At 73.0% G+C, this 23,788-nt stretch carries 19 protein-coding genes and 1 pseudogene; 13 read left to right on the top strand and 7 right to left on the bottom strand.

Annotated features, from left to right (window positions below; translation table 11 throughout):
- The first annotated feature begins 305 nt into the window (after nt 1–305).
- Both ACZ49J_RS43950 and ACZ49J_RS43945 read left to right on the top strand, forming a co-directional pair.
- A complete protein-coding gene (locus ACZ49J_RS43950; RefSeq protein WP_467456959.1) occupies nt 306–1,307 on the top strand; it encodes an Acg family FMN-binding oxidoreductase in 1,002 nt (333 codons plus the stop codon).
- A gap of 520 nt (nt 1,308–1,827) precedes the next feature.
- Nucleotides 1,828–2,535, top strand: a complete 708-nt coding sequence (locus tag ACZ49J_RS43945) for an NADPH-dependent F420 reductase (protein ID WP_467456960.1) — start codon at nt 1,828–1,830, stop codon at nt 2,533–2,535.
- 30 nt (nt 2,536–2,565) lie between these two features.
- Here the strand turns inward: ACZ49J_RS43945 and ACZ49J_RS43940 are convergent, their stop codons facing one another.
- Both ACZ49J_RS43940 and ACZ49J_RS43935 read right to left on the bottom strand, forming a co-directional pair.
- Entirely contained in the window at nt 2,566–3,762 is a 1,197-nt protein-coding gene (locus ACZ49J_RS43940) for a cation:proton antiporter (protein ID WP_467456961.1), read from the bottom strand.
- A gap of 3 nt (nt 3,763–3,765) precedes the next feature.
- Nucleotides 3,766–4,245 carry a cation:proton antiporter regulatory subunit gene (locus ACZ49J_RS43935; RefSeq protein WP_467456963.1) on the bottom strand — a complete coding sequence of 160 codons (480 nt, stop codon included), beginning with the start codon at nt 4,243–4,245 and terminating at the stop codon, nt 3,766–3,768.
- A 338-nt stretch (nt 4,246–4,583) separates the two neighbouring features.
- On the opposite strand from ACZ49J_RS43935, the gene ACZ49J_RS43930 reads away from it, so the two are divergent.
- From ACZ49J_RS43930 to ACZ49J_RS43900, 7 genes and pseudogenes are all read left to right on the top strand, one after another.
- Entirely contained in the window at nt 4,584–5,927 is a 1,344-nt protein-coding gene (locus ACZ49J_RS43930; RefSeq protein ID WP_467456964.1) for a GAF domain-containing protein, read from the top strand.
- 122 nt (nt 5,928–6,049) lie between these two features.
- The gene (locus tag ACZ49J_RS43925) at nt 6,050–7,570 is read left to right on the top strand and encodes an aldehyde dehydrogenase family protein (RefSeq protein ID WP_467456965.1); all 1,521 of its coding nucleotides are present in this window, start codon (nt 6,050–6,052) and stop codon (nt 7,568–7,570) included.
- A gap of 14 nt (nt 7,571–7,584) precedes the next feature.
- A complete protein-coding gene (locus tag ACZ49J_RS43920; RefSeq protein WP_467456966.1) occupies nt 7,585–7,953 on the top strand; it encodes a DUF779 domain-containing protein in 369 nt (122 codons plus the stop codon).
- A gap of 10 nt (nt 7,954–7,963) precedes the next feature.
- The gene (locus ACZ49J_RS43915) at nt 7,964–8,977 is read left to right on the top strand and encodes a zinc-dependent alcohol dehydrogenase (protein WP_467456968.1); all 1,014 of its coding nucleotides are present in this window, start codon (nt 7,964–7,966) and stop codon (nt 8,975–8,977) included.
- A gap of 54 nt (nt 8,978–9,031) precedes the next feature.
- Nucleotides 9,032–10,147: an NAD(P) transhydrogenase subunit alpha gene (locus tag ACZ49J_RS43910; protein WP_467456969.1), complete on the top strand. Its 1,116-nt coding sequence runs from the start codon at nt 9,032–9,034 to the stop codon at nt 10,145–10,147.
- The gene (locus ACZ49J_RS43905; protein ID WP_467456970.1) at nt 10,144–10,476 is read left to right on the top strand and encodes an NAD(P) transhydrogenase subunit alpha part 2; all 333 of its coding nucleotides are present in this window, start codon (nt 10,144–10,146) and stop codon (nt 10,474–10,476) included. The genes ACZ49J_RS43910 and ACZ49J_RS43905 overlap by 4 nt, the downstream gene beginning before the upstream one ends.
- Nucleotides 10,477–10,482: 6 nt before the next feature.
- Nucleotides 10,483–10,689 (top strand): annotated as a pseudogene (locus ACZ49J_RS43900) (NAD(P)(+) transhydrogenase (Re/Si-specific) subunit beta); the annotation flags it as partial.
- 152 nt (nt 10,690–10,841) lie between these two features.
- On the opposite strand, the gene ACZ49J_RS43895 reads toward ACZ49J_RS43900, so the two are convergent.
- Nucleotides 10,842–11,447: an Rv1733c family protein gene (locus ACZ49J_RS43895; RefSeq protein WP_467456971.1), complete on the bottom strand. Its 606-nt coding sequence runs from the start codon at nt 11,445–11,447 to the stop codon at nt 10,842–10,844.
- A 181-nt stretch (nt 11,448–11,628) separates the two neighbouring features.
- Between ACZ49J_RS43895 and ACZ49J_RS43890 the strand changes: the two genes are divergently transcribed.
- The 3 genes from ACZ49J_RS43890 (at nt 11,629) to ACZ49J_RS43880 (ending at nt 16,090) form a co-directional block, all read left to right on the top strand.
- Entirely contained in the window at nt 11,629–14,322 is a 2,694-nt protein-coding gene (locus tag ACZ49J_RS43890) for a bifunctional acetate--CoA ligase family protein/GNAT family N-acetyltransferase (protein WP_467456973.1), read from the top strand.
- Between the two features lie 14 nt (nt 14,323–14,336).
- Nucleotides 14,337–15,071: a CBS domain-containing protein gene (locus ACZ49J_RS43885; RefSeq protein ID WP_467456975.1), complete on the top strand. Its 735-nt coding sequence runs from the start codon at nt 14,337–14,339 to the stop codon at nt 15,069–15,071.
- Between the two features lie 386 nt (nt 15,072–15,457).
- The gene (locus tag ACZ49J_RS43880; RefSeq protein ID WP_467456976.1) at nt 15,458–16,090 is read left to right on the top strand and encodes an NADPH-dependent F420 reductase; all 633 of its coding nucleotides are present in this window, start codon (nt 15,458–15,460) and stop codon (nt 16,088–16,090) included.
- A gap of 95 nt (nt 16,091–16,185) precedes the next feature.
- Here ACZ49J_RS43880 and ACZ49J_RS43875 read toward each other — a convergent pair whose 3' ends face one another.
- Nucleotides 16,186–16,635, bottom strand: a complete 450-nt coding sequence (locus ACZ49J_RS43875; protein WP_467456978.1) for a DUF421 domain-containing protein — start codon at nt 16,633–16,635, stop codon at nt 16,186–16,188.
- Between the two features lie 411 nt (nt 16,636–17,046).
- On the opposite strand from ACZ49J_RS43875, the gene ACZ49J_RS43870 reads away from it, so the two are divergent.
- Complete coding sequence (locus tag ACZ49J_RS43870; RefSeq protein ID WP_467456979.1) at nt 17,047–17,871, top strand: cbb3-type cytochrome c oxidase subunit I; 825 nt, start codon at nt 17,047–17,049, stop codon at nt 17,869–17,871.
- Between the two features lie 83 nt (nt 17,872–17,954).
- Here ACZ49J_RS43870 and ACZ49J_RS43865 read toward each other — a convergent pair whose 3' ends face one another.
- Genes ACZ49J_RS43865 through ACZ49J_RS43855 form a run of 3 tightly spaced genes read right to left on the bottom strand, consistent with a single transcriptional unit; the run spans nt 17,955 to nt 23,280 of the window.
- Nucleotides 17,955–20,165, bottom strand: a complete 2,211-nt coding sequence (locus tag ACZ49J_RS43865; protein ID WP_467456980.1) for a bifunctional serine/threonine-protein kinase/ABC transporter substrate-binding protein — start codon at nt 20,163–20,165, stop codon at nt 17,955–17,957.
- Nucleotides 20,166–20,194: 29 nt separating this feature from the next.
- Nucleotides 20,195–22,345 carry a bifunctional serine/threonine-protein kinase/ABC transporter substrate-binding protein gene (locus ACZ49J_RS43860; RefSeq protein WP_467456981.1) on the bottom strand — a complete coding sequence of 717 codons (2,151 nt, stop codon included), beginning with the start codon at nt 22,343–22,345 and terminating at the stop codon, nt 20,195–20,197.
- On the bottom strand, nt 22,345–23,280 hold the full coding sequence (locus tag ACZ49J_RS43855) for a hypothetical protein (protein ID WP_467456983.1): 936 nt from the start codon (nt 23,278–23,280) through the stop codon (nt 22,345–22,347). The genes ACZ49J_RS43860 and ACZ49J_RS43855 overlap by 1 nt, the downstream gene beginning before the upstream one ends.
- Between the last annotated feature and the right edge of the window lie 508 nt (nt 23,281–23,788).

Raw genomic sequence — 23,788 nt, 5'->3', positions numbered from 1 at the left:
CGCTGGGTGTGACTCCACGTGTTCGTATCCTCGCCACGGGACATCGGCCGCACCTCCTCGTCGTCCAGCCAGCAAGGTGACACCGGACAGCGAGCGCCGGCAGGGGCCCAGCAGGCGGCATCGTGGGGCCGAACGGACCCGATTCCCGCCGGGGAACGGGCCGTTCGGCCCTGCCCGCAGGAGCGGTGACGCGTGTGGTCCGACCAGGCCCCGGACGAGGGACTGTCGGCCCCTCACGGCCTTCCCGCCGGCCTCCCACACTCGGGAGGACACCACACCGACGACGGTCTTGTGAGGAGGGCGTCATGCCCATCAGGCAGCTCGATGCCGCGACTGTGGAGAAGTGTCTCGCCGCCGCCGTCGCCGCACCCTCGATCTTCAACACCCAGCCCTGGCGCTACCGCCTGGACCCCGACACGGTCGCACTCGAAGTGCGTGCCGCTCCGGAGCGGGGCCTGCGCCACGCGGACCCGGCGGGCCGTGCCCTGCACCTCTCCGTCGGGGCCGCCGTCCTCAACCTGCGGGTCGCCGTGGCCCACTTCGGCTGGCTGCCGGTCACACGCCTGCTGCCGAAGCCCGACGACCCCGGTCTGCTCGCCACGGTTCGCCCGACCAGCCCCGCGGCACCTGGCCGCACGGGCCGTCGCGCCGACCTCTACGAGGCGATCTGGCGCAGGCACAGCAGCCGGTTCCCCTTCTCGGGCAAGCCGCTGCCCCCGCACGTACGTGCCGAACTCTCCGAGGCCGCGCGCATGGAGGGCGCCGCGCTCACCTTCTCGATGCCCGCAGAGACGGCGCGGTTGATGCGCCTGACCGCGGAGGCCGAGCAGCGCAACAGGAACGATCCCGACCGCGGGGCGGAGAGCCGCCGCTGGGTTCACCGTGACCCGGACGCGCCCACCGACCTCGGTCTGCCGCGGGCGGCACTCGGGCCGCAGGACGCTCGTGAACAACTGGCCCTGCGCGACTTCACCGCCCAGCGGCACCCGGAGCGGCTCCGCTCCCAGCCGTTCGAGACCGTCCCCGTCATCGCCCTGCTGACGACGGAGCACGATCGCCGTACGGACTGGCTGCGGGCCGGCGAGGCACTGGAGCACGCTCTGCTCGTCGCCACCGTCCACGGGGTGCGCGCCTCTCTCCTCCACCAGCCGATGGAATGGCCCGACCTGCGCCGTTCCCTGAGCTCCGCCCCCGAGCACGCCGGTCACGCGCAGATGCTGATCCGACTGGGCTACGGCCCGGAAGGGCCCGCCACTCCGCGCCGCGGGCCGCAGGACCTGCTGGACGGCGGGGTCGGCGGACCGTAGCCGGCGCGGAGTTGCCGTCGCGCGGCGGTCGCGACCGGACAGGCCGGGCCGCGGACCGGTCCTCACCGGCGCCTGCCGCGGATGGGCGGAGCCGGGGTTCGGGCAGACGAGAGGGCGTCCAAAGGCGTCGGCAAGGTGCGCGCACCCAAGGATTCGGGACGCGGCCGGGACCGAGGAGACGGAAGTGCGCCAGGGCGGAAGGGCGCCAGGGCGGAAGGGCAAGAGGGCGGAAGGGCAAAAGGGCGGCGGGGGGGCGACAGGGCCCAGGGTCGGCAGGGCGGAAGAGCCCGACGCACAGGCCCGGGCCGTGGTGAACCCCAGGGGCGCGGCAGGACGCACCGGCTGTCGCCGCCACCCGGGCGCCATGGTCGAGGGTCGTCCGGGTGAAACCACGCCCGTCCACCGGCCGACGGGCGTTCAGCGGCATGCCGGCCTGCTTGCCTGGGCCTCGTGGCCGACCCGGTGCACCACGACGTGGCTTCGCCGCTCGGCCGGTCCGGCCGGAGAGGAACCCGTCCCCATGCGCTACGCCGTCTTCGGCACCGGCATCGTCGGCCGGACCATCGCCGCCAAGCTCTCCTCCCTGGGCCACGAGGTCGTCATCGGCACCCGCGACCCCGCCGCGACCCTGGCCCGTACCGAGCCGGATGCCATGGGCACCCCGCCCTTCGCCACCTGGCACGCGGCCCATCCCGCCGTGGAGCCGCGGTCCTTCGCCGAGGCCGCCGTCTTCGGCCAGCGGGTCCTCAACGCCACCGCCGGCGCCGCCACACTCGACGCCCTGAACGCCGCGGGCGGCGCCGGCCTGGCGGGGAAGGTGCTCATCGACATCGCCAACCCGCTCGACTCCTCCCGGGGGATGCCGCCCTCGCTGCATCCGGTCAACACCGACAGCCTCGGCGAACAGATCCAGCGCGCCTTCCCCGACGCCCACGTCGTGAAGACCCTCAACACCATGAACTGCCGCGTCATGGTCGAGCCCGGCCGTGTCGCCGGGGCGCACAACGTCTTCGTCTCCGGCGACCACGGGGCCGCCAAGCAGCAGGTCACCGAGATGCTGGTCTCCTTCGGCTGGCCCGAGAGCAGCGTCATCGACCTCGGCGGCATCGAGACCGCCCGGGGCGCCGAGATGGTGCTGCCCCTCTGGCTGCGCCTGTACGGCACCCTCGGCCACACCGACTTCAACTTCCACATCCAGGGCGCCCGCCAGGACACCTCCTCGCGTTGAGGGGCGCGGCGAGCGGGGCGGGGGACAGCGTCACTGAGGGCGCCGGCCGCGTGAGCCGGCACCGTGTCCCGCGGCGGTGGGCGGCAGCGGGGCGGCACGGCGGGTGGGGGCGAAGCGGGTGAGAACGGGCCCGCAGACGGCGAGGAGCATCACGTACGTGGTGACCAGGGCTCCGAGGCGGTCCTGTGCGGGACCGGCGAGCCCGATGATGACGACGGAGAACTCGCCTCGGGCGATGAGCACGGTTCCGGCCCGCAGCCGGCCGCGGCTGCCCGCGCCGTCGCGGCCGGCGGCATACCAGCCGGCGGCCAGCTTCGTGGCCACGCCGACCAGCGCCAGCGCCGCCGCGGCGGGCAGCACCGGCATCAGGTCACCGGGGTCGACGGACAGCCCGAGAGCGAGGAAGAACACCGCGGCGAACAGGTCGCGCAGGGGGCTGAGCACGGCCCGGGCCCGGTCGGCGGCGGTGCCGGTCAGCGCGAGCCCGATCAGGAAGGCCCCGACGGCGGCGGAGACATGGATGGCCTCGGCCAGCGCGGCGACGATCAGGGTGATGCCGAGCACCCGGAGCAGGACCTGCTCCTTGTCGGGGTGGGACAGGATCCGGCCGACATGATGCCCCCAGCGGCCGGACGCGGCGATCGCCGCGACGACGGCGCCCGTGGCCGCCAGGACGGCGAGCAGCGCCTGCCACCAGGTGCCGCCGGAGGTGATGACGGCGAGCAGCGGCAGGTAGGCGGCCATGGCGAAGTCCTCCACCACCAGCACGGACAGCACCGCCGGTGTCTCCCGGTTGCCCAGTCGCCGCAGGTCCGCCAGCAGACGGGCGACGATGCCGGAGGAGGAGACGTAGGTGGCGCCGGCGAGGGCGAGAATCCCCGAGGCGTCCAGGCCGAGCAGCCACCCCGCCACGGCGCCGGGTGCGGCGTTGAGGACGAGGTCGACGGCGGCGGACGCCCGGTGGCGGTGGAGGCTGGCGGTGAACTCACCGATGGTGAAGTCCAGTCCGAGGACCAGCAACAGCAGGATCACACCGATCGAGGCGCCGGTGTCGACGAACTCCCGGGCCGCCGGAACCGGGGCGAGGCCGCCGTCGCCGAGGGCCAGTCCGGCCAGCAGGTACAGCGGCACGGGGGAGAGGCCGAAGCGCCGTGCGGCCGCGCCGAGCACGCTCAGCGCGGTCAGGATGACCCCGAGCTCCAGCAGCAGGCCGATGGGGGTGTGCACCGCTCAGCCCTGCACGATGCGCCGGACTCCGGCGATGCCCTCACGCGTGCCGATGACCACCAGGACGTCTCCCGCCCGCAGGATCTGCTCCGGCCCGGGCGAGGCGATCACGTCCTCGCCGCGGACGACGGCCACGATCGAGGCGCCGGTGCGGGTCCGGGCCCTGGTGGCCCCCAGCGCCCGGCCCGCGAACGGACTGCCGGAGCGCACATCGATCTGCTCCGCGCCGAGTCCCGGCACCTCGCGGGTCAGGTCCGCGAACCGCTCCGCGATGCGCGGGGCGCCGAGGATCTCGGCGAGGGCGTCGGCCTCCTCGCTCGTGAGCCGGAGCACCGGCCGGGCCTCATCCGGATCGTCACCGGGATACACCACCAGCTCGAAGTCACCCGAGCGCTGGGCGACGACCCCGACCGTGTCGCCGTCGTGGTTGACGAACTCGTACCGCAGCCCCACCCCGGGCAGCAGCACCTCGTTGACGTCCATTGGGATCACCCCGTCAGCCATGAATCCGATACCGGTGCGGCCCGTACGCACGGCCCGCCGTGCAGAGATCTTCGGCAGGGTCCGCCGGGTACTGGAGCGGCGGCGCCCGCCGTCGCTTCCCGGCCCGGTCCGTACGGCCCGACGGCCAGTGTCCTGATCCTCAGCCGGCGTCGGCAGGGGCCGAGCGACCCCTCCGGCGGTCCGACGGCCGTCCGGCGGTGACGTCGTGGCAGGGCCCGAGCGGCCCTCGCGCAAGGGCCCTTCGGCCTCTACGCCCGTACCGGCAAGCGCGTGAGGTTGTAGGGACCGGACTGTGAAGAAGGCACGAGGGAGGTGCCATGGACGCTTCCACCGCAGCCCCGGTGCCCACGCTGCGCGCCGCACACGAGGAGTTCGTGACCTCGTCGGCGACGCCGCGGACGGTCCGGCGCCTGGTGGCGGACTCGTGGCGGCGCTGCGCGGCGTGCGGCGTACGCCCCGACGGCGGCAGCCTGCCGCCGGTGCGCAGGACAGCCGGGGAACTGGCCGCGTACCGGCGCACGCATCCGCTGGCCGCGGCGCTGCCGTTGTTCCGGGAGCTGCTGGGAGCCGGTGCCGCGGACGACGGTCACGTCTTCGCGGTCGGCGACACCGACGGCACCCTGCTGTGGGTCGAGGGTGACACCGCGGCGGTGGGGCGCGCCGAGCGGATGCACTTCGCCGAGGGCGCCGTGTGGTCGGAAGCGGTGGCCGGGACCAACGCCCCTGGTCTCGCGGTGGAGTTGGGGCAGCCCGTCCAGATCGTGACCGGCGAGCACTACAACTCCGCCGCGCACGGCTGGTCGTGTGCCGCCGCCCCCGTACGCGACCCCGGCACGGGCCGCCTGCTCGGCGTCGTCGACCTCTCCGGCGGCGGCACCATCGCCACGCCTCCCGCCCTGGCGGCCGTGCGGGGGGCCGCGCTGGCCGCCGAGGCGGAACTCGCCCGAGCGCTGCCCGCTCCGGCGGTACTGCTCGGCCCGGACGGGCGCGTGGTGCGCCCGAACGGCGCGTCCTGTGAGGACCGGGACCACGCCGTACGGCTGATGGCGCTGGGCCGGGACAGCGCCCTGCTGGAGTGCGACGGACGGGTCCACCGGCTGAGCCCGCGGCACAGCGAGATCGTGGTGGCGCTCGCTCTGGAGGGCCGTGGCATGACCGGCGACCGGCTCGCGGTGGAGCTGTCCGAGCGGGAGCTGTGCGCGTCGACGATGCGGGCCGAGCTGACGCGGCTGCGCACCGTCCTCGGGTCCGCTCTGCTCGGGTCGCGGCCGTACGCGCTGCTGCGGCCGGTGCGCACCGACTTCACCGACGTGGCCGCGCTGCTCGCCGAGGGGCGGGTGGGTGAGGCGCTGGCCGGCTACCCGGGCCCGCTGCTGCCGCGCTCCGAGGCGCCGGTCGTCGTGGAGCACCGGCGGGCGCTGGAACAGCAGGTGCGCGGCGCCGTGCTCGGCAGCGGAGACGTGCTTCTGCTGCGCCGCTGGGTGAACACGGTCTGGGGAGCGGACGACGCCTCCGCGTGGCAGGCCCTCGCCCGGGGGCTGCCGGGCGGTTCGCCGCAGCGCGCCGCGGCGGCGGCCCGCGCCCGCGCGCTCGACGCCGAGTCGGCCGTGTTACCGCGGGCCGGCCGCATTGCAGCGCTGTTGCAGCGTTCCGGTTCCTAGCGTTCTGACCATCACCACGCACCACCACGAATCACTACGCGCCACCACGCGCCATCGCGCGCCACCGTGCATCACGGCGCATCACCACGAACAGCACCACGATCCTCGGAAAGGGGACGGTCATGAAGTACGAGCCTCCGGGAAAGGCGGGCAGCCTCGTCCATGTCGCGCCCAGGTACGAGAACTTCATCGGCGGCAAGTGGGAGGCACCCACCACCGGTGAGTACGCGACCAACCTGAGCCCCGCCACCGCCAAGCCGATCTGCGAGATCGCGAAGTCGGGTCCGCGGGACATCGAACTCGCCCTGGACGCCGCGCACGCCGCGAAGGACAAGTGGGGCGAGGCGTCCACCGCCCAGCGGGCCGCCGTCCTGAACGCGGTCGCCGACGCCATCGACGCCCACCGCGAGGAACTCGCCGTCGCCGAGAGCTGGGACAACGGCAAGCCGGTCCGTGAGACCCTCGCCGCCGACATCCCGCTGGCGGCCGACCACTTCCGCTACTTCGCGGCCGCGATACGGGCCGAGGAGAGCTCGATCACCGAGATCGACAAGGAGACCATCGCCTACCACTTCCACGAGCCGCTGGGCGTCGTCGGACAGATCATCCCGTTCAACTTCCCGCTGCTGATGGCCGCGTGGAAGCTCGCCCCGGCCCTCGCCGCGGGCAACGCCTCGGTCATCAAGCCGGCGTCGCCCACCCCGTGGTCGATCCTGAAGCTGATGGAGGTCATCGGCGACATCCTGCCGCCGGGCGTCCTCAACGTCGTCAACGGGCCGGGCGCCGCCATCGGCAAGGCGCTGGCCACCAACAAGCGCATCGCCAAGGTCGCCTTCACCGGCGAGACCACCACCGGCCGGCTGATCATGCAGTACGCGTCGGAGAACATCATCCCGGTCACCCTGGAGCTGGGCGGCAAGTCGCCGAACATCTTCTTCAACGACGTGGCCGCCGAGGACGACGACTTCCTGAGCAAGGCCGTCGAGGGACTCGTCCTGTACGCCTTCAACAAGGGCGAGGTGTGCACCTGCCCCTCCCGCGCCCTGATCCAGGAGGACATCTACGAGGAGTTCATGGGCCGCTGCCTGGAGCGCATCCGCGCCATCAAGCAGGGCAACCCCCTCGACACCGCGACCATGATCGGCCCCCAGGTCTCCCGGCAGCAGGTCGAGAAGATCGCGTCGTACGTCGACATCGGTCTGCAGGAGGGCGCCGAACTGCTCGCCGGCGGTCGCCGTCCCGCCATCGGCGGCGAGTTCGCGGACGGCTTCTTCCACGAGCCGACCGTGCTCAAGGGCCACAACAAGATGCGGATCTTCCAGGAGGAGATCTTCGGACCCGTCCTCGCGGTCACCACCTTCAAGGACGAGGCCGAGGCCCTGGAGATCGCCAACGACACGCTGTACGGCCTCGGGGCCGGCGTGTGGAGCCGCGACACCAACCGCACCTTCCGGATGGGCCGCGCCATCAAGGCGGGCCGTGTCTGGACGAACTGCTACCACCAGTACCCCGCGGGTGCCGCGTTCGGTGGCTACAAGGTCTCCGGCATCGGCCGCGAGACGCACAAGATGATGCTCGAGCACTACAGCCAGACCAAGAACCTCCTGGTCAGCTACGGCACCAAGCCGCTCGGGCTGTTCTGAAGGAGAGCAGCGACATGCCCGCGAAGGTCGTGAACGGCAACGCCGGGCGCGTCACCGCCACCGAGGCGGCGCACAAGGCCATCGCGGCCCTGCGCGCCGCCCACGGGCGGCCGGTGATGTTCGTCCAGTCCGGCGGCTGCTGCGACGGCAGCGATCCGATGTGCTTCCCCGGCGGTGAGTTCACCCTCGGCGAAGGCGACATGCTGCTCGGCGTCCTGGACGGCTGCACCTTCCACATCGACGCCGACCTGTACGAGGCACTCGGCCGCCCGCGCCTCGTCCTGGACGTCGCACACGGCACACCGGGCGGCTTCTCCCTCGCAGCAGGGGACGGGCTGCGTTTCGTCACCCGGGTCAGACAACCACGGCACAAGGCCAGTTGAGGAACAGATCATGAAGGCAGCAGTCGTCACCGACCTCGGGAAGCCCCTGGAGATCCAGGAACTCCCCGTCCCCGAGCCCGGCCCCGGCCAGGTGCTCGTCCGTATGGAGGCCTCCGGCCTCTGCCACACCGACATCCACGCGGCCCACGGCGACTGGCCGGTCAAGCCCAGGCCGCCGTTCATCCCCGGACACGAGGGCATCGGCCCCGTCCAGGCCGTCGGCGAGGGCGTGAGCGCCGACCTGGTCGGCGAGCGCGTCGCCATCCCGTGGCTGGGCTCGTCCTGCGGCACCTGCCGCTACTGCGTCTCCGGCTGGGAGACCCTCTGCGAGAGCCAGGTCAACTCCGGCTACTCCGTGGACGGTTGCTACGCCGAGTACGCCGTCGCCGACGCGGGCGCCGTGGTCCGGGTACCCGAGGGCGTGTCGTCGTTCGACGCGGCGCCGCTGACCTGCGCGGGCGTCACCACGTACAAGGCGATCAAGGTCGCGCGCGTGGTCCCGGCCGAGCGGGTCGCCGTCTTCGGCATCGGCGGCCTCGGCCACCTGGCCGTGCAGTACGCGCGGCTCGTCGGCGGCTTCGTCACCGCCGTCGACCTCGAACCGGACAAGCTGGGCCTGGCCCACCGGCTCGGCGCCGACCAGCTCGTCAACGCCCGTACGCACGACCCGGTCGAGGAGATCAAGAAGGCCGGCGGCGCGGACGTGGCCGTCGTACTCGCCGCCAGCGCCAAGGCGTTCGAGCAGGCCTACCGGTCCCTCAACCGGGGCGGGCGCCTGGTCATGGTCGGCCTGCCCGCCGACAACGCGGCGATCAACGTGCCGATCTTCGAGACCGTGCTCGGCGGCATCTCCGTCATCGGCTCCATCGTCGGCACCCGCCAGGACCTGACCGAGGTGTTCGCGCTGCACGCGGCCGGACGCACCCAGGTCATCGCCGAACCCCGGCGCCTGGAGCAGGTCAACGAGTCCTTCGACGAAGTCCTCGGTGGGCGGGCCGAGGCCCGGCTCGTCTTCGAGTTCTGAGAGTTCCGGGGCCCGGCACCCACGGGTCCGGGCCCCGGGGAGAGGCAGCAGATCATGGGAACCCTCACCGTGGGCGCCCTACGGGAACGGGCGCCCGGCGAACGCTGCGTCGCCCTCGTCCCCGAGGCCGTCACCCTCCTGCGCCGGGCCGGACTCGACGTCCTGATCGAGACCGGAGCCGGATCCGGCGCCTGGTTCACCGACACCGACTACACCGACGCCGGCGCGACCGTCGTAGCACCCGACGAGCTGTACGCACGTGCGGACGCCGTCCTGTGCGTCGGCCCGCCGCACCCGGAGACGGCGCAGGCCCTGCGCGCCGGGCAGACCCTCATCGGCCTGCTCGAACCACTGCGCCACCCCGGTCTCACCGAGGAGCTGACCGAGCGCGGCGTGCGCACGGTGAGCCTCGACCTGCTGCCGCGCACCCTCAGCCGCGCCCAGTCCATGGACGCGCTGACGTCCCAGGCCAGTGTCGCCGGCTACAAGGCGGCCCTGGTGGCGGCCGACTCGTACGACCGTTTCTTCCCGATGCTGACCACGGCGGCGGGCACCATGCGCCCGGCACAGGTCCTCGTCCTCGGCGCCGGAGTGGCCGGGCTGCAGGCCATCGCCACCGCCCGCCGTCTCGGCGCCGTCGTCACGGCCTACGACGTACGTCCCGCGTCCCGGGGGGAGGTGGAGTCGCTCGGCGCCCGGTTCCTCGACATCCAGAGCCACCGGAGCGGGGAATCGGGCGCCGGACAGGGCGGCTACGCACGGGAGCTGACGGAGCAGGAGCAGCGGGCACAGCGCGAGGCGCTCGACGCGCACATCGCCCGCTCCGACATCGTCATCACCACGGCCCAGGTGCCGGGGCGCAAGCCGCCGTTGCTCGTGACCGAGGCCGTACTGGAGCGGATGAAGCCCGGCTCGGTCGTCATCGACCTGGCGGCGAGCGAACTCGGCGGCAACGTCGAGGGCACCGAGCCCGACAAGACAGCCGTCCTCGCGGGCGGCGTCACCCTCATCGGCGCCGGCCGGCTGCCCTCCGCGATGGCGACGGCCGCGTCCACGGCATACGCCCGCAACCTCGTGGCGCTGCTCGGGCACCTCGTGCGCGACGGCGAACTGAACCTCGACCCGGCCGACGAGATCACGGCCGCGCTCATGGGAGGAGCGTCATCATGAACAACCTCGATCTCCTCACCGCGATCACCGTCTTCGTGCTGAGCGTCCTGGTCGGCATCGAGGTCATCAGCAAGGTCCCGGCGACCCTGCACACCCCGCTGATGTCCGGTTCCAACTCGGTGCACGGGATCGTCGTCATCAGCGCCATGCTGATCGCGGCCGAAGCGCACACCTGGATCGGCTACGTCCTTGCCTTCGCGGCCATGGTCTTCGGCGCCATGAACGTCGTCGGCGGATACGTCGTCACCGACCGGATGCTGGAGATGTTCAAGGCCAGGCCGGCCACCGGAAGACCCACCGCTGACACACAGGAGAAGGCGGAGGTGTGAGAAGCCATGAACACCGTCTCCAACGCCGTGCACTACATCTTCCTGGCCGCGGCCGCCTGCTTCGTGATGGGCCTGCACCTGATGAACCACCCGCGCACGGCCCGCCGCGGCAACACCCTCTCCGCGGCGGCCATGGCCCTGGCGATCGCCGCCACCGTGTGGCTGGTCACGGACGAGAACGCGATCAGCGGCACCGGCTGGCTCGTCCTGATCTCTGGAGGTGTCCTGGGCGCGGCACTCGGCCTGTGGGCAGCGAGAGAAGTGCGGATGACGGTCGCAGCGGGCCCCCGCACCGGCCGTGCGGGGGCCCGTCCCGGCCGGAACCCGGGGACGTGGACGCCGGCGGGAGCCGTACGTGGGGGGGATCAGCGGGTCGTGCGCCCCCACTGCGGACCCACCACGTCCCACTCCCTGCTCCACCGGTCGAGGCGCCGGCGGTCGAGCCACCAGCGTGCGGTGCGGCCGGCGGCGAAGACGGCGCCGCCCAGGGCGACGGCGGCCGCGGCTCCGAGGACGCCGGCCTCGACGGCCGCCTCGGCGGGGGTGGGCGGTTCCGTACGCAGGTAACCCCGTCGGTCGGTCCAGACAGTGACGCTGCCGCCCGCCCTCTGCCCGGCGTCCACCAGGGTCCTGTCGGTGCGGGGGGAGCCGTCGGGCGCCGTCCAGCGCACCTTCGCCAGAGCCTCGTCGCCGGCCACGCCCGAGTCCGTGGAAGCGGTGCGGGGGGCATCGGTGACGAGCACGGCCCGGACCGGAGTCCGGTCGGCCCGCTGCCGTGCGAACTCCTCCTCGGCGGCTCGGGCGACCACCACTGCGGTGAGCGTTCCACCCACCACGATCAGCGCCCACGCGGCCAGCAGGAGCCACGCCTCCAGGACGTCGTCGCGTCGCCGGACCGGATTGCTCCGCCACCGCCACAGCCCCAGGCTCGTACGCCTGGGCTTCCTCTTCGTCCGCGGCTCTCCGCGCATCGGTCCGCTCCTTCCCGTCGTCACCCCCAGGAACGTGGCAGACAGGGGTGCGCGACGGGATGGGCCGACCAGACGGCGTCGCAGGGCCGACCGGCCCCAGGTCCGCCCCCGGACAGCCCCTGGGACGACCCTCCCTCCCGCCGGATGCTCGAAGAGTGACGAGGTGTGGAGGAGACCTGCCATGACGAACGACACGCTCGGCCCCCGTACCGCTCACGCCCTGCTCGTGGACGGCACCACCGTGTGCATCCGCCCCGTGGAACCCGGCGACGGCGAGCAGGTGCGGGGGCTGTACGAGGAGATGTCCCCGGAGAACCTCCGGCTGCGGTTCTTCGCCGCGAGCCGGCGTTCCGCCGCGATGGCCGCCGACCGGGCCTGTGCTCCACCTCGCCCCGGCTGTCGGGCCCTGCTGGCCGAGACGCACGGTCAGGTGATCGGTCTCGCCGAGTACGCCGGCGACGAGGACGCGGCCACGGCGGACGTCTCCATCGCCGTGGCCGACGGACTGCACCACCGGGGCGTCGGCACCCTCCTCCTCGAACACCTGGTCTCGGCCGCCCGCGCGGACGGCATCACCACGTTCACCGCCGACGCGCTCAGCGAGAACCACGAGGTGCTCCGGCTCTTCGCCGACCTGGGCCTGCGCACGACCCGCCGCTTCGAGGGCCCGGAGGTGCGGTGCACCGTCGAACTCGGCGAGGACGACACCTACCTCTCGGCCGTCGAGGCCCGCGGCAGGGCGGCCGACGTGGCCAGCCTGGTCCCGCTGCTGCGGCCGGGCGCCGTCGCCGTCGTCGGCGCCGGGCGCAAGGCCGGCTCCGTGGGGCGGGCCATCCTCCACCACCTGCACACCGGCGGGTTCTCCGGGCGGCTGTTCGCCGTGAACCCCCGCGCTTCCTCGATCCTCGGTGTGCGCTCCTACCCGTCGGTAGGCGCACTGCCCACGACACCCGACCTCGTGGTCGTCGCGGTGCCCGGCGCGGCGATCCCGGCCACCGCCGAGGAGTGCGGCAAGGCGGGTGTACGAGCCCTCCTCGTCGTCTCCGCCGGCCTCGACAGCGAGCAGGCCGAGGCCCTGATGGCGGCGTGCCGCACGCACGGTATGCGGCTCGTCGGCCCCAACTGCCTCGGCATCTCCAACACGGACCCGAAGCTGTCCCTGGACGCCACGTTCGCCGCCCGCCACCCGCGCCCCGGCACGGCCGGCGTGGCCGTGCAGTCCGGCGGTGTCGGCATCGCGCTGCTCGACGGGCTGTCCCGGCTCGGCATCGGTGTGTCGTCCTTCGCGTCGCTCGGCGACAAGTACGACGTCAGCGGCAACGACATGCTCCAGTGGTGGGAGAGCGACGGCACGACCGACCTCGCCCTGCTGCACCTGGAGTCCTTCGGCAACCCGCGGGCGTTCTCCCGCACCGCCCGCCGGGTGACCCGCCGCATGCCGGTGCTCACCGTGGACGCGGGCCGCACCGACGCGGGCCGCCGCGCGGCCGCCTCGCACACCGCGGCCGCCGCCACCCGGACCATGACCCGGCAGGCGCTGTTCACCCAGGCGGGCATCACCGCGACCCGCTCGGTGGGCGAACTCCTGGAAACGGCCGCCCTGTTGCACGCCCAGCCGCTCCCGGCGGGCACCCGCGTCGCGATCGTCACCAACGCGGGCGGCGCGGGAGTCCTGGCCGCCGACGCCTGTGCGGAGGCGGGACTCGCCCTTCCCCCGTTCCCGCCCGAAGTGGTCGACGACCTGCGCGACGCGCTGCCCGAGGGCGCCGCCGTCGGCAATCCCGTCGACACGACCGCCGCGGTCACCGAGGAGCAGCTCAGGAACTGTGTGGACCGGATCACGCGCCACGGCGGCATCGATGCCGTCCTGCTGGCCCTCGTCCCGACCGCCGTCGCCGCGGCGACCGGCGACGACCTCATCAAGGCCGTCACCGGCGGCCCGGGCCGCCGGACACGGCCCGTCGCCGCGATACGGCTCGAACAGGAGCCGCCGGTCACGCTGCTGCCCGCCACCGGCGGCGGCGCGATCCCGTCGTACGCCGAGCCCCAGGCGGCGGCACGGGCGCTCGCCCACGCGGCCCGCCGCGCGGCCTGGCAGAGCCGGCCTCCGGGGACGGTCCCCGACCTCGACGGGGTCGACACGGCGCGCGCCCACCAGGTCGCCGAGACCTTCCTGACCGGCCACCCGGACGGCGGCTGGCTCGACCCGCGCACCTGCGCCGACCTCCTCGCCTGCTACGCCATCCCGCAGCTCGCGTGGGCCTGGGCCGAGACGGAGGACGACGCCGTCATCGCCGCCGAACGGCTGCGCGGCCCCGACGGCCGGGTCGTGATGAAGGCCCACTGGCCGGGGCTGGTCCACAAGAGCGAGCAGCACGCCGTCCACCTCGACCTCCAGGGCGACGCCCAGGTACGGGCCGCCTTCCGGGACTTCGACACCCGGTTCGCGGGCCTGCTGACCGGCGTGGTCGTGCAGCCGCTCGCGGCGCGCGGCACCGAACTGTTCGCCGGCGTCGTGCAGGACGAGGTCTTCGGCCCGCTCGTCCTGTTCGGGCTGGGCGGCACGGCGACCGAGGTACTGGGCGATCACGCCGCCCGGCTCGCCCCGCTCACCGACCACGACGTGCACGACCTGATCACCGCGCCGCGCTGCGCGCCGCTGCTGTTCGGGGCACGCGGCAGCGGTCCCGTCGACCTGGAGGGCCTGGAGCAACTGCTGCTCCGGCTGTCCCGCATGGCGGCCGACCTGCCGCAGCTCGCCGAGGCCGACTTCAACCCCGTACTCGCGACACCGGCCGGAGTCTCCGTGCTCGACGCGCGGGTACGCCTGCTGCCGCGCAGGCCGAGTGACCCGTACCTGCGCAGGCTCCGCTGAGGAGGAGAACAGCCATGAGACACCACAAGGTCGGTTCCGTGATGACAACGCCGGTCGTCCGCGCCGAGTACGGCACGCCGTTCAAGGAGGTGGCCCGGCTGCTGGCCGACCACCGGATCAGCGGACTGCCGGTCGTCGACGAGGAGGGGAAGGTCCTCGGGGTGATCTCCGAGACGGACCTCATGGTCCGGCAGGCGGAGACCCCCGACCCGTTCCGGCCGCCGGAGCGCCGCCTGCCGTTCGCCGGGCTGACGCGTACCGCCCGGAGGCGGGCCGTGAAGGCGCGGGCCCGGACCGCCGGACAGCTGATGACCGAACCGGCCGTCACCGTGCACGCCGACGCCACCATCGTCGAGGCCGCCCGGACCATGGCCCAGCGGCGCGTGGAGCGGCTGCCCGTCGTGGACGAGGAGGACCGGCTTGTCGGCATCGTCACCCGGCGCGACCTGCTCCAGGTCTTCCTGCGGCCCGACGAGGACATCCGTCAGGAGGTGATCGACGAGGTCCTGGTGCGGGCGCTGTGGCTGGCGCCGAGGAGCATCGACGTCTTCGTGGTCGAAGGGGTCGTCACGCTCGGCGGTCACATGGAACGCAAGAGCGAGACGGAGATCGCCGTGTCCATGACCCGCCGGATCGACGGCGTGGTCGGCGTGGTCGACCAGCTCACCCACCGGCTGGACGACTCGCGTCCCCAGCCCGGGCCGCAGGCGCTGCACGGCGTCGCCGACGACTGGCTGCACACACGGTGAGAGGAGGCGGACTGTCCGGCGATGTGGCCGCCGACCGGCGGGGAACGCCGAACGCCAGGTCGGCGACGCCGGGCAGGGCCGCCGGCAACGGGCCCAGCCCGGCGATGTTGAGGGCGATGGGCAGGTTGAGCCAGAGCTGCTGCCCATGGACGGGGTGACCGGCGATAGTGATCTTGCTGTAAAGGGCGCGTCCAGGACGGTTGTCCGTGCGCCGGCCCTTCCAGCCTCTCCCTCCACGCGCAGCAGCGCCGACTGGGGCCCGTCGCCTCTGCGAAGCGCCGCCAGCCGCTCAGCCGCCCGGTCGCAGATGACGCCGACGGGGTTCGTGTTCGCCCTCATGGGTACCTGGTGTGTCCTGTGTCACAGCACCTGGCAAGGAGTTCGTCATGCGTGTGGGGATCATCGGTGCCGGCAACGTCGGCGGGGGTCTCGCCTCGGCGGCCACCACGGCGGGACACGAGGTCACTGTTACCGCGGCACGCCAGGACCACGCGGCGAAGGTGGCCGAACAGACCGGTGCCGCGGTCGCGGCCGACCCGGCGGAGGCGGCTCGGGGTGCGGACGTGGTGGTGCTGGCCGTGCCGGCCGCGGCCGCCGCCGAGGTGTTGGGCCAACTGGGTGCGGCCGCCGCGGCGGGCACGGTCGTTGTGGACGTCACCAATCCGCTCAATGACACCTACAGTGACCTGACCACCTCCGGGATCAGTCACGCCGAGCAGTTGGCCGCCGACGCGCCGCAGGCCAGGCTGGTCAAGGCGTTCAACACGATCCTGGCGTCCCGGCTGGGCAACCCCACTGAGGACGGTCAGCCGCTGGACGGCTTCTACGCGGGCGAGGACGAGGCAGCCAAGGAGACAGTGGCGCGGTTGCTGAGCTCTCTGGGCTTTCGGCCGATCGACGCCGGCGGCCTGCGGATGGCCCGCTCGCTGGAGGAACTCGGGTTCTTGAACATCAGCCTCAACGCCCGCAACGGCTGGTCGTGGCAGACCGGCTGGAAGCTCGTCGGTTCGACTGCCTGACCGCGAGGATGGTCCATGGTGTCGCCCTGAGGCCGACGCTCAGGCCGACCGCCGGCGGTGCGGGCAGCGTGAACGCGGTGCACAGGACGCCACGCTCACCGAGCCGGAGGATGCTGGGGAGCGTCTCCTGTTTCGTCATCCTGGCTGGTCAGGACGCTGATCATTCCGTTGGGTTCGAGGTACGCCAGGTGCACGCGGGAGGGGTCGTGGATGCCGTGAAGGCGCAGTTGGCTGCGCACTTCCTGGGCGGTCATGAGCTCACGCCGCATCACGTGGTGATCGAAGCGTCCGTCCCTGATCAGGATCTTGGGCTCGGCTTTCAGCACCGCTGCGACGCGAGGGGATCGATAGGCGGCGGCGTCGACGGCAAGGTGGCAGACGAGGATGGTGGCCACGACGATGATGCCGTCGGTCACCGAGTGAGATTCCCCGACGAGCCCTCCTGCGGTCGCTTCAGCGATCAGCACGACCAGGAGCACGTCGGTCAGTCCGAGGCCGCCGGATTCGCGCTGGCCGGTGACGCGCATGAGGAGCAGCAGGCCCAAGAAGATGGCTGCTCCACGGATGACGAGTTCCAGGACCGGCGTCTCAAGAGTGAACATCGCACTCCAGTCAGGCATGCGTTGTGTCTATCCGATCCCGTGGGCAGGCGGGGGACGGCGCGCTGAGCGTTCAGCGATCAAGCCAAGTCCGCCGCTGACCTGAGGGCGCCGCGAGGGCGAGTCGAACGGCAGCTCGCATGTGGGCATACGAGGCGTCCTCGGTCGGCCCGTCCTGGACCGGGGCGGAGAAGGGCCGTTGGACCCAAGCCGTGGCGGATGCGGGGGCCGTTCGACCCTATCCGCCCAGGGGGCCCCGCCAACGATCATGTCGAGGCCGGGAAGCGCCGCGCCAACCACCGCACGCGCGCCTCCCGGCCTGTGAGCGACATGAGCAGACGAGGAGGACGCCGTCCGATGGACGAGGCGCAGCTGGGCCGGGTGAGACAAGGGGGAGAGGCGCTGCTACGCCCCGCGGCCCGCGAGGAGGCCGGTGCGGCCGGGCGGGCGGCGGACCGGCCGTCGTGGGTGGAGTGGCTGACGACCACCGACCACAAGAAGATCGGAACGCTGTACCTGGTCAGCGCGTTCGTGTTCTTCGTCGTCGGAGGCGTGATGGCTCTGATGATGCGTGCCGAACTCGCCCGCCCCGGGCTGCAGGCGATGTCGAACGAGCAGTTCAACCAGGCGTTCACCATGCACGGCTCGATCATGTTGCTGATGTTCGCGATGCCGCTGTTCACCGGCTTCGCCAACTGGATCATGCCGCTGCAGATCGGCGCGCCGGACGTCGCCTTCCCCCGTCTGAACATGCTTGCCTACTGGTTGTTCCTGTTCGGTTCCTCGATCGCCGCGTTCGGCTTCCTCACTCCGGGCGGGGCCGCGGACTTCGGCTGGTTCCTGTACGCCCCGCTGTCGGACGCCGTCCACTCGCCGGGCCTGGGCGCCGACATGTGCGAGGCGAGGGAGATCGCCCGCCACTGGGCGGCACTGAGCCACACCTCGCCCCCCGGCCACCGCGGCCACGCCCGTTCGCGATACTCCTTCGCGGCCCTCACCGGCTCCGGACTGGTTGCCGCCGTCGCGACCGCGGCCGTTCTGCTCGCAGCCGGACCCGAGGGCGGTCCGCACTGGCTGCTGGCCGCCGCCGCCCCGGCCGTGATCGTCGCGGCCTTCCTCACTGTCGCGTACACGCACACGCGCGTGACCCGCCGTGATGTGGAACGCCACGCGGGGCGGTGACGGTCGTCGAGGGCGCCATCCGCGGTGTCGTCGCAGGTCTCGCGGCTCGGCCGGGAGCCGTGCCGCGGCGGAGTGGGGCCCGCTCACCCATCGGCTGCCTTCTTCCGCGTGACCTGGTCGTGCCGCCCCAGGAATCGGAAGGCGCCGTCCGTGACCTGGTACAGGAAGTTCATGTTCACCCGTTCCAGGAAGTGGCTGTTGTCCTCGGCGAACCGGATCCGCTTGGCCACCCCGTCATGGGTGGTCCGGAAGAGGCGTTCGGCGACCTCGCCGGGCTCGATCCCCGCGCCCGTGCCGAGCGCGTCCACGGCGCGGGCGAGCAGACCGACGGCGTCGTACGCCTCGGCGGCCCAGCGGCCGGGGGGCTCGCCGTAGCGTTCGCGGTGGGCGGCGGTGAACGCCTTGGCGGCCTTGGTGCCGGCCGCGGCAGGATCGGTGTAGGGGGCTTCGAACAACCAGCCCTCGGCCGCCTCGCCCGCCTCCTTCAGAAAGGCCGGGCGCATCACGGGCTCGAATCCCATCCGCGGCCCCGCGAAGCCCCGGTCGGCCAGTGCGCGGGCGCAGAGAGCGGCCCGGACCGGCGAGGTCCCCGTGTAGACGACCGCCTGTGCCCGGGCAGCCAGAGCGGCGTCGACGGCGGAGCGGAAGTCGTTCTCGTCCGCCGCCACGGAGTGGACGGTGGCGGTTCCTCCGTCGGGCGGGAACTCGCGCAGGTCGCTGACGAGGTCCCAGGACCTCTTTCCCGCCGCGCGGTCGTCGATGACGGCGGTCCGGCGTGTGGGGCGTACTCGGGTCAGATAGTCGAGGACCGGAAGCTGCCGGGAGTTCTCGGAGACCACGGTCGCGCAGACGGTCGGCAGATCCGAGTCGGGCAGTCCCACGGTCTCGGGTGCCAACGACACGAGGACGAGCGGCATGGACGCGTCCGCGTACAGAGGTGCCGCGGCGCGCACGGCGGTCGCGGTCGTGGGACCGATCACCGCCAGGACCGCAGGGTCCGCGGTGATGCGGCGGGCGGTCTCCTGCGCCCTGGCTGCCTCGCCCCCGTAGTCGAAGGGTTTCAGGGCGAGCTTGAAGCGTGCGTCGGCATGGGTGTTGTGGGCGGTGACGGCGAGCCGGGCCCCGCGCTCCTGCGCTTTTCCCAGGCTCTTCTGCGGCCCTGTCAGGTCGAGTTGGAGGCCGATGGTGTGGGTCGGCAGGGTGCGCGGCGTGCCGCCGGCGGTGCTGTCCCTGCGGGTGAGCAGGACGGCGGCGCCGGTGCCGGACGCGGCGAGTACCGCGGCGGCCGAACCGACGACAGTGAGGAGGCGGCGGCGTGAGGGCGGGTGTGCCGTGTCCCTGCCGGATCGTTCCGGCAGAGTGGCGGCGGCCAGGCGGGGCGGCGGGTCGAGTGCGCGGGCGGACCGCTCGGCCACCAGGCGCAGCACCCCGGGTGGCAGCCAGTCGCCCCGGCCGGTGGGGTCGGCGGGTGCGTCGGCGGCTGCTTCCAGCCGTTGTTGGAGGCCGGCCGCCGTGGGCCTGCGCCCGGGATCCTTGGCCAGGCAGTCGGTGACCGCCTCGTACACCGGCGGCGGCAGGAGCCGGTCGAGGCCGGCGAGGTCGGGTTCCTCATGGACGGTGCGGTAGAGAACGGCCGCCGGGTCGCCGGTGCCGAAGGGACGTCGTCCGGTGGCCGCGTAGGCCAGCACACAGCCGAGGGAGAACACGTCGCTCGCCGGGCCCACCTCACCCCCGCCCGTCCGGGTCTGCTCCGGGGAGAGGTAGCCGGGCGTGCCGATGACCGCGTCGGGCGCGGTCAGCGCCGTCGCACCGACGTCCTGCGCGATACCGAAGTCGATCAGCCGCGGTCCGTCGAGGGCGAGCAGAACGTTGCCGGGCTTGACGTCCCGGTGCACCAGACCCGCCGCATGTACCTCCGCCAGAGCCCGCGCCAGCAGGCGGCCCAGCGTGATGACCGTGTGCGCGGGCAGCGGCCCGTGGCCGTCCACCGCCTCGGCCAGCGACGGGCCGGGCACGAAGGTGCTCGCCAGCCACGGCTCGCGCGCCTCGGTGTCGGCGGTCGTCACCGGCACCACCCAGCGGCCGGTGAGCCCGGTCGCCAGCCGTACCTCGCGCCGGAACCGGGACCGGAAGGCGGGATCGGCGGCATGCTCGGCGCGGATCATCTTCAGTGCCACCAGGGCCCCGGCCTCCGTACGGGCCAGGTAGACCACGCCCATACCGCCCGCCCCCAGCCGGGCCAGCAGCCGGTGCCCGCCCAGGGCCTCGGGGTCCTCCGCCCGCAGCGCCCGCATCGTCCATCCCCCTTTGTCCTCGAGTGCCCTCAGAGGCTCTCGGAGAAGTTCACCGAGCGGACATAGGCGAACCGGCCGCCGTCCACTCGGTAGTGGTGGAACCGCGGCGTCTTGAGCCGTCTGTTTTCGTCGAACGCGTATGTGGCGACCAGCCCCTTGAACTCGGCCTTCGTGAGGGCCTCGGTGACCTGCGCACGGCTGGGGCGTCGGCCGCTCCTCGCGGCGAGTGCGGTGAGCCGGTCGATGACCAGGCGTGTGACGTCGTACGCCTCGGCCCCCCAGACGGCCGGAGCGCCGCCGTACCGCTCGCGGTGGGCGGCCGCGAAGTCCCGCAGGGGCTCCGCCTCCGGGGCGATGTGTGAGGCCAGGACCTGCCAGCCCTCGGCCGCGCTGCCCGCCCCGGAGATGAACGACGCCGTGGCCAGGGAGGATTCGAGGAACCGCGGACCGTCGAAGTCCCGCTCGGCCAGGGCCCGGGCGACAGCCGCGGCGCGCTGTGGGGTGCCCATGTAGTAGAGGCCGTCGATGCCGTGGTCGAGCATGTCGGCGACCACGGGAGACAGGTCGGGGGCGAGGGCAGGGACGACCCGCGTGTACAGGTCCAGCCGCTGGCTCTTCGCCGTGCGGGGGACGAGGGGGGCGGACTCCATCCCGACGGCTCCGCCCGCGCGGTCGGCCAGCAGACCTGGGCGGCGGGACCCTGACACACCGAGCGCGGTGACCGCGCGGACGGCGGCGAAGTCCGTTGTCGGCGTGGTATGGAAGTAGACCCGTGAGTCGGCCGGCAGGACCGCCGACGCCGCGTACGGGGAGAGTTCGGAGACGGTCAGCAGCGGCATCCCGACGAGCTCGTAGATCTCCACGCATGCCCGGACCGAGGTGTATCCGGTGGGGCCGAGGACGGCGAGTACCTCGCGGTCGCGCGTCAGACGCCGGGCCGCTTGCAGGGCCCGTGCGGTCTCACCCCGGTCGTCCACCACCTTGAGCGCCAGCGTGAACGGCTTGTCCTCGCGGGCGTTGAACCGCTCAACCGCCAGCCGGGCGGCCCGTTCCTGCGCCCTTCCCGCCTCCTTCTGCGGGCCGCTCAGATCCGCCTGGACCCCGATGACCCGGCGGGGCCCCGTGGTCGGTGCCGCCGAGGGCTCCTCGTCGTCCCGCAGCGCCGCCCACAGCGCCGCGCCGCCGCCCGCCGCGAGCACGGCCGCACCGCCCGCGGCCAGGGCCAGGATCCGTCGGCGGCCCGGTACCCGGGGCGGAGCCTCGCCCGGGACCTCGGTGGGCTCGATACCGGGCAGGGCGAGAAGCTCGGCAGACCGGCCCGCGACCATCCGCACCACGGCGTCCGGCAGCCAGTCGATGGAATTGTCCGGAGCGTCCTCCACCAGCTCCGCGTCCACCTCCGCTGCCGTGGGCCGGCGTCCGGGCTCCTTGTCCAGGCAGCGCACCAGCAGCGCCCGCAGCCCGTCGTCCTCGACACCGTTCAGTTCCGGTGCGTCGTGGACCGTGCGGTACAGCAGCGCGTCCATGGCGCCGGTGCCGAACGGCGGCCGTCCGGTGGCGGCGTACGCCAGGACGCAGCCCAGGGAGAACACATCGCTCGGCGGGCCCACCCCCTGGGCCCGTGCCTGCTCGGGGGAGAGGAACCCGGGCGTGCCCACCACCATGTTGTCCGTGGTCAGCTCCGTCGCCTCGGCGGCTGTGGGCCGCGCGATGCCGAAGTCGATCAGCCGTGGCCCGTCGAGGGCGAGCAGGATGTTGCCGGGCTTGACGTCGCGGTGCACCAGGCCCGCGTCGTGCACCGCGGACAGGGCCTGAGCCAGCATCTTGCCCAGCACCCGCACCGCGCGCGCCGGCAGCGGCCCGCACGCCGCGACCGCCTCGGCCAGCGACGGCCCCGGCACGAACGCCGTCGCCAGCCACGGCGCCTCGGCCTCCGCGTCGGCGCCCAGCACCGGCACCACCCAGGCACTGCCGACCCGTCCGGCGGAGGCCGCCTCACGCCGGAACCGGGCCCGGAACTCGGGCTGCTCGGCGAACTCGGGCTGGATCACCTTCACCGCGGCCAGTTCCCCGGCCCCGGTGCGGGCCAGGTAGACCACGCCCATGCCGCCCGCGCCCAGCCGCCCCAGCAGCCGGTGCCCGCCCAGCCACGACGGATCGGACGGAACCAACCGCTCCATCAGGCACCCCCCTTCGTGCCCGGCACGGACGCGGTCGGCGAGACCTTCGCCTCCGGCGAGACCTTCGCCTCCGGCGAGCCGGAGGGCGCCCCGGCATCCCACCCGATCGCTTCCTCCACCCGCGTCGTCGCCTTGGTGTACGCCTCGCCGACCGGGTCCCACACGTCCGCCTCGGTGTGCCCCGGGCCCCCGCACCCCGAGACGGAGACCACCACCGGTCCGAGCGTCACCTGATGCCATGCGTAGGGATACGGGCCGCCCCGGAAGTCGCTCTGGCACATGCCGCGCTCGGTCACCCAGTCGTCGTAGCCGGTGTTGGTGCCCTCACCGAAGACGCTCCCCAACGAATACAGATTCGTCAGGCGCTCGCCCGGCCGCAGCAACTGCTCCTCGCAGCCGAGGGCCTCCTCGAGCATCCGGGCCTGCTCCCAGGCCGCGTCCAGGGGCGTCCGGTGCACGGTGACCGTGGCTGACAGCCGCATCGCGCCCTTGCCGCCCGCCGCGGGTAACACGAAGTGCCGGGTCAGGGAACCCAGGACGTTCTTCGGCAGCTCCCGCTGCTGCCACACGCAGTCCTCGCCCAGCACCGCCCAGCGGCCGGGGTCACCCTCGTACGGCGTCGCCCGTACCACCCCCGGCCCGAACAGCTCCGGGCCGGGAATCACCTTCCGGATCAACTCCCGCGCCCGCACCCGGGTCTTCGGCTGCTTCGCCGCATCGAAACCCGGTGTCGACCGCGCCTTGTCCCCTCCAGTCGCTCCGGCCCCGCCCCCCGCTCCCGCGTCCGTGCCGGCGCTCCGGCCGGCCTTGGGCGTCGCCGCCCCGGCCGTGCCTTCGCCACTGCCTCCGCCGTCACCGCCGCCGGTGCACCCGAGCAGGAGGATCCCGCACGCCGCGAGGACCCCCCAGACGCGCAGTGCTCTCGCATACACCACGATTCCCCCCTGCCCCTTGGTCTCTTTTGAGTTCCTTCCCGCACTCCCTTGCCACACCCCGCGCCGACGGCTGACGCATGCCTGTACCGATGCGACTCGCACCCCACGCGGTTCCGCGGTCCGCATCCGGCGCCCATGCCGCCGACAACTTCCCCAGTCGGCCGAATACTACCTACGGACTTCCCAACTCCCAGCAGCTACAAGCAAGTTACGACTACCCGGCAAGGGTGGAGGGCCGGCTGGGCCGGGCTCAGACGGTCACCCGCAGCGAAGCGGTGTGCCGATGGCGGCGCGCTGAGCGGGACTCCGTGCCCGGCCCTGGCCGACCGGGTCGCCGCCCCCTGCCGGACCCGGTCGCCCGCCCCCTGCCGCCCTTCACCCCACACGCCGAGCAGACCCCCGCGGACCTGGCCGGGACTGTAAATCGTTCGGTGTAACTCCCGATCATGGAAGATGCATCGATGACCAGTGAGAACGTGTCCGAGTCCGAGGCTGCCGGGCCCACGAA

This window comes from Streptomyces sp. NPDC030840 (assembly GCF_055572015.1).
Note: the sequence above shows the minus strand (reverse complement) of the source record. Positions and strands in the feature narration are given on the sequence as shown.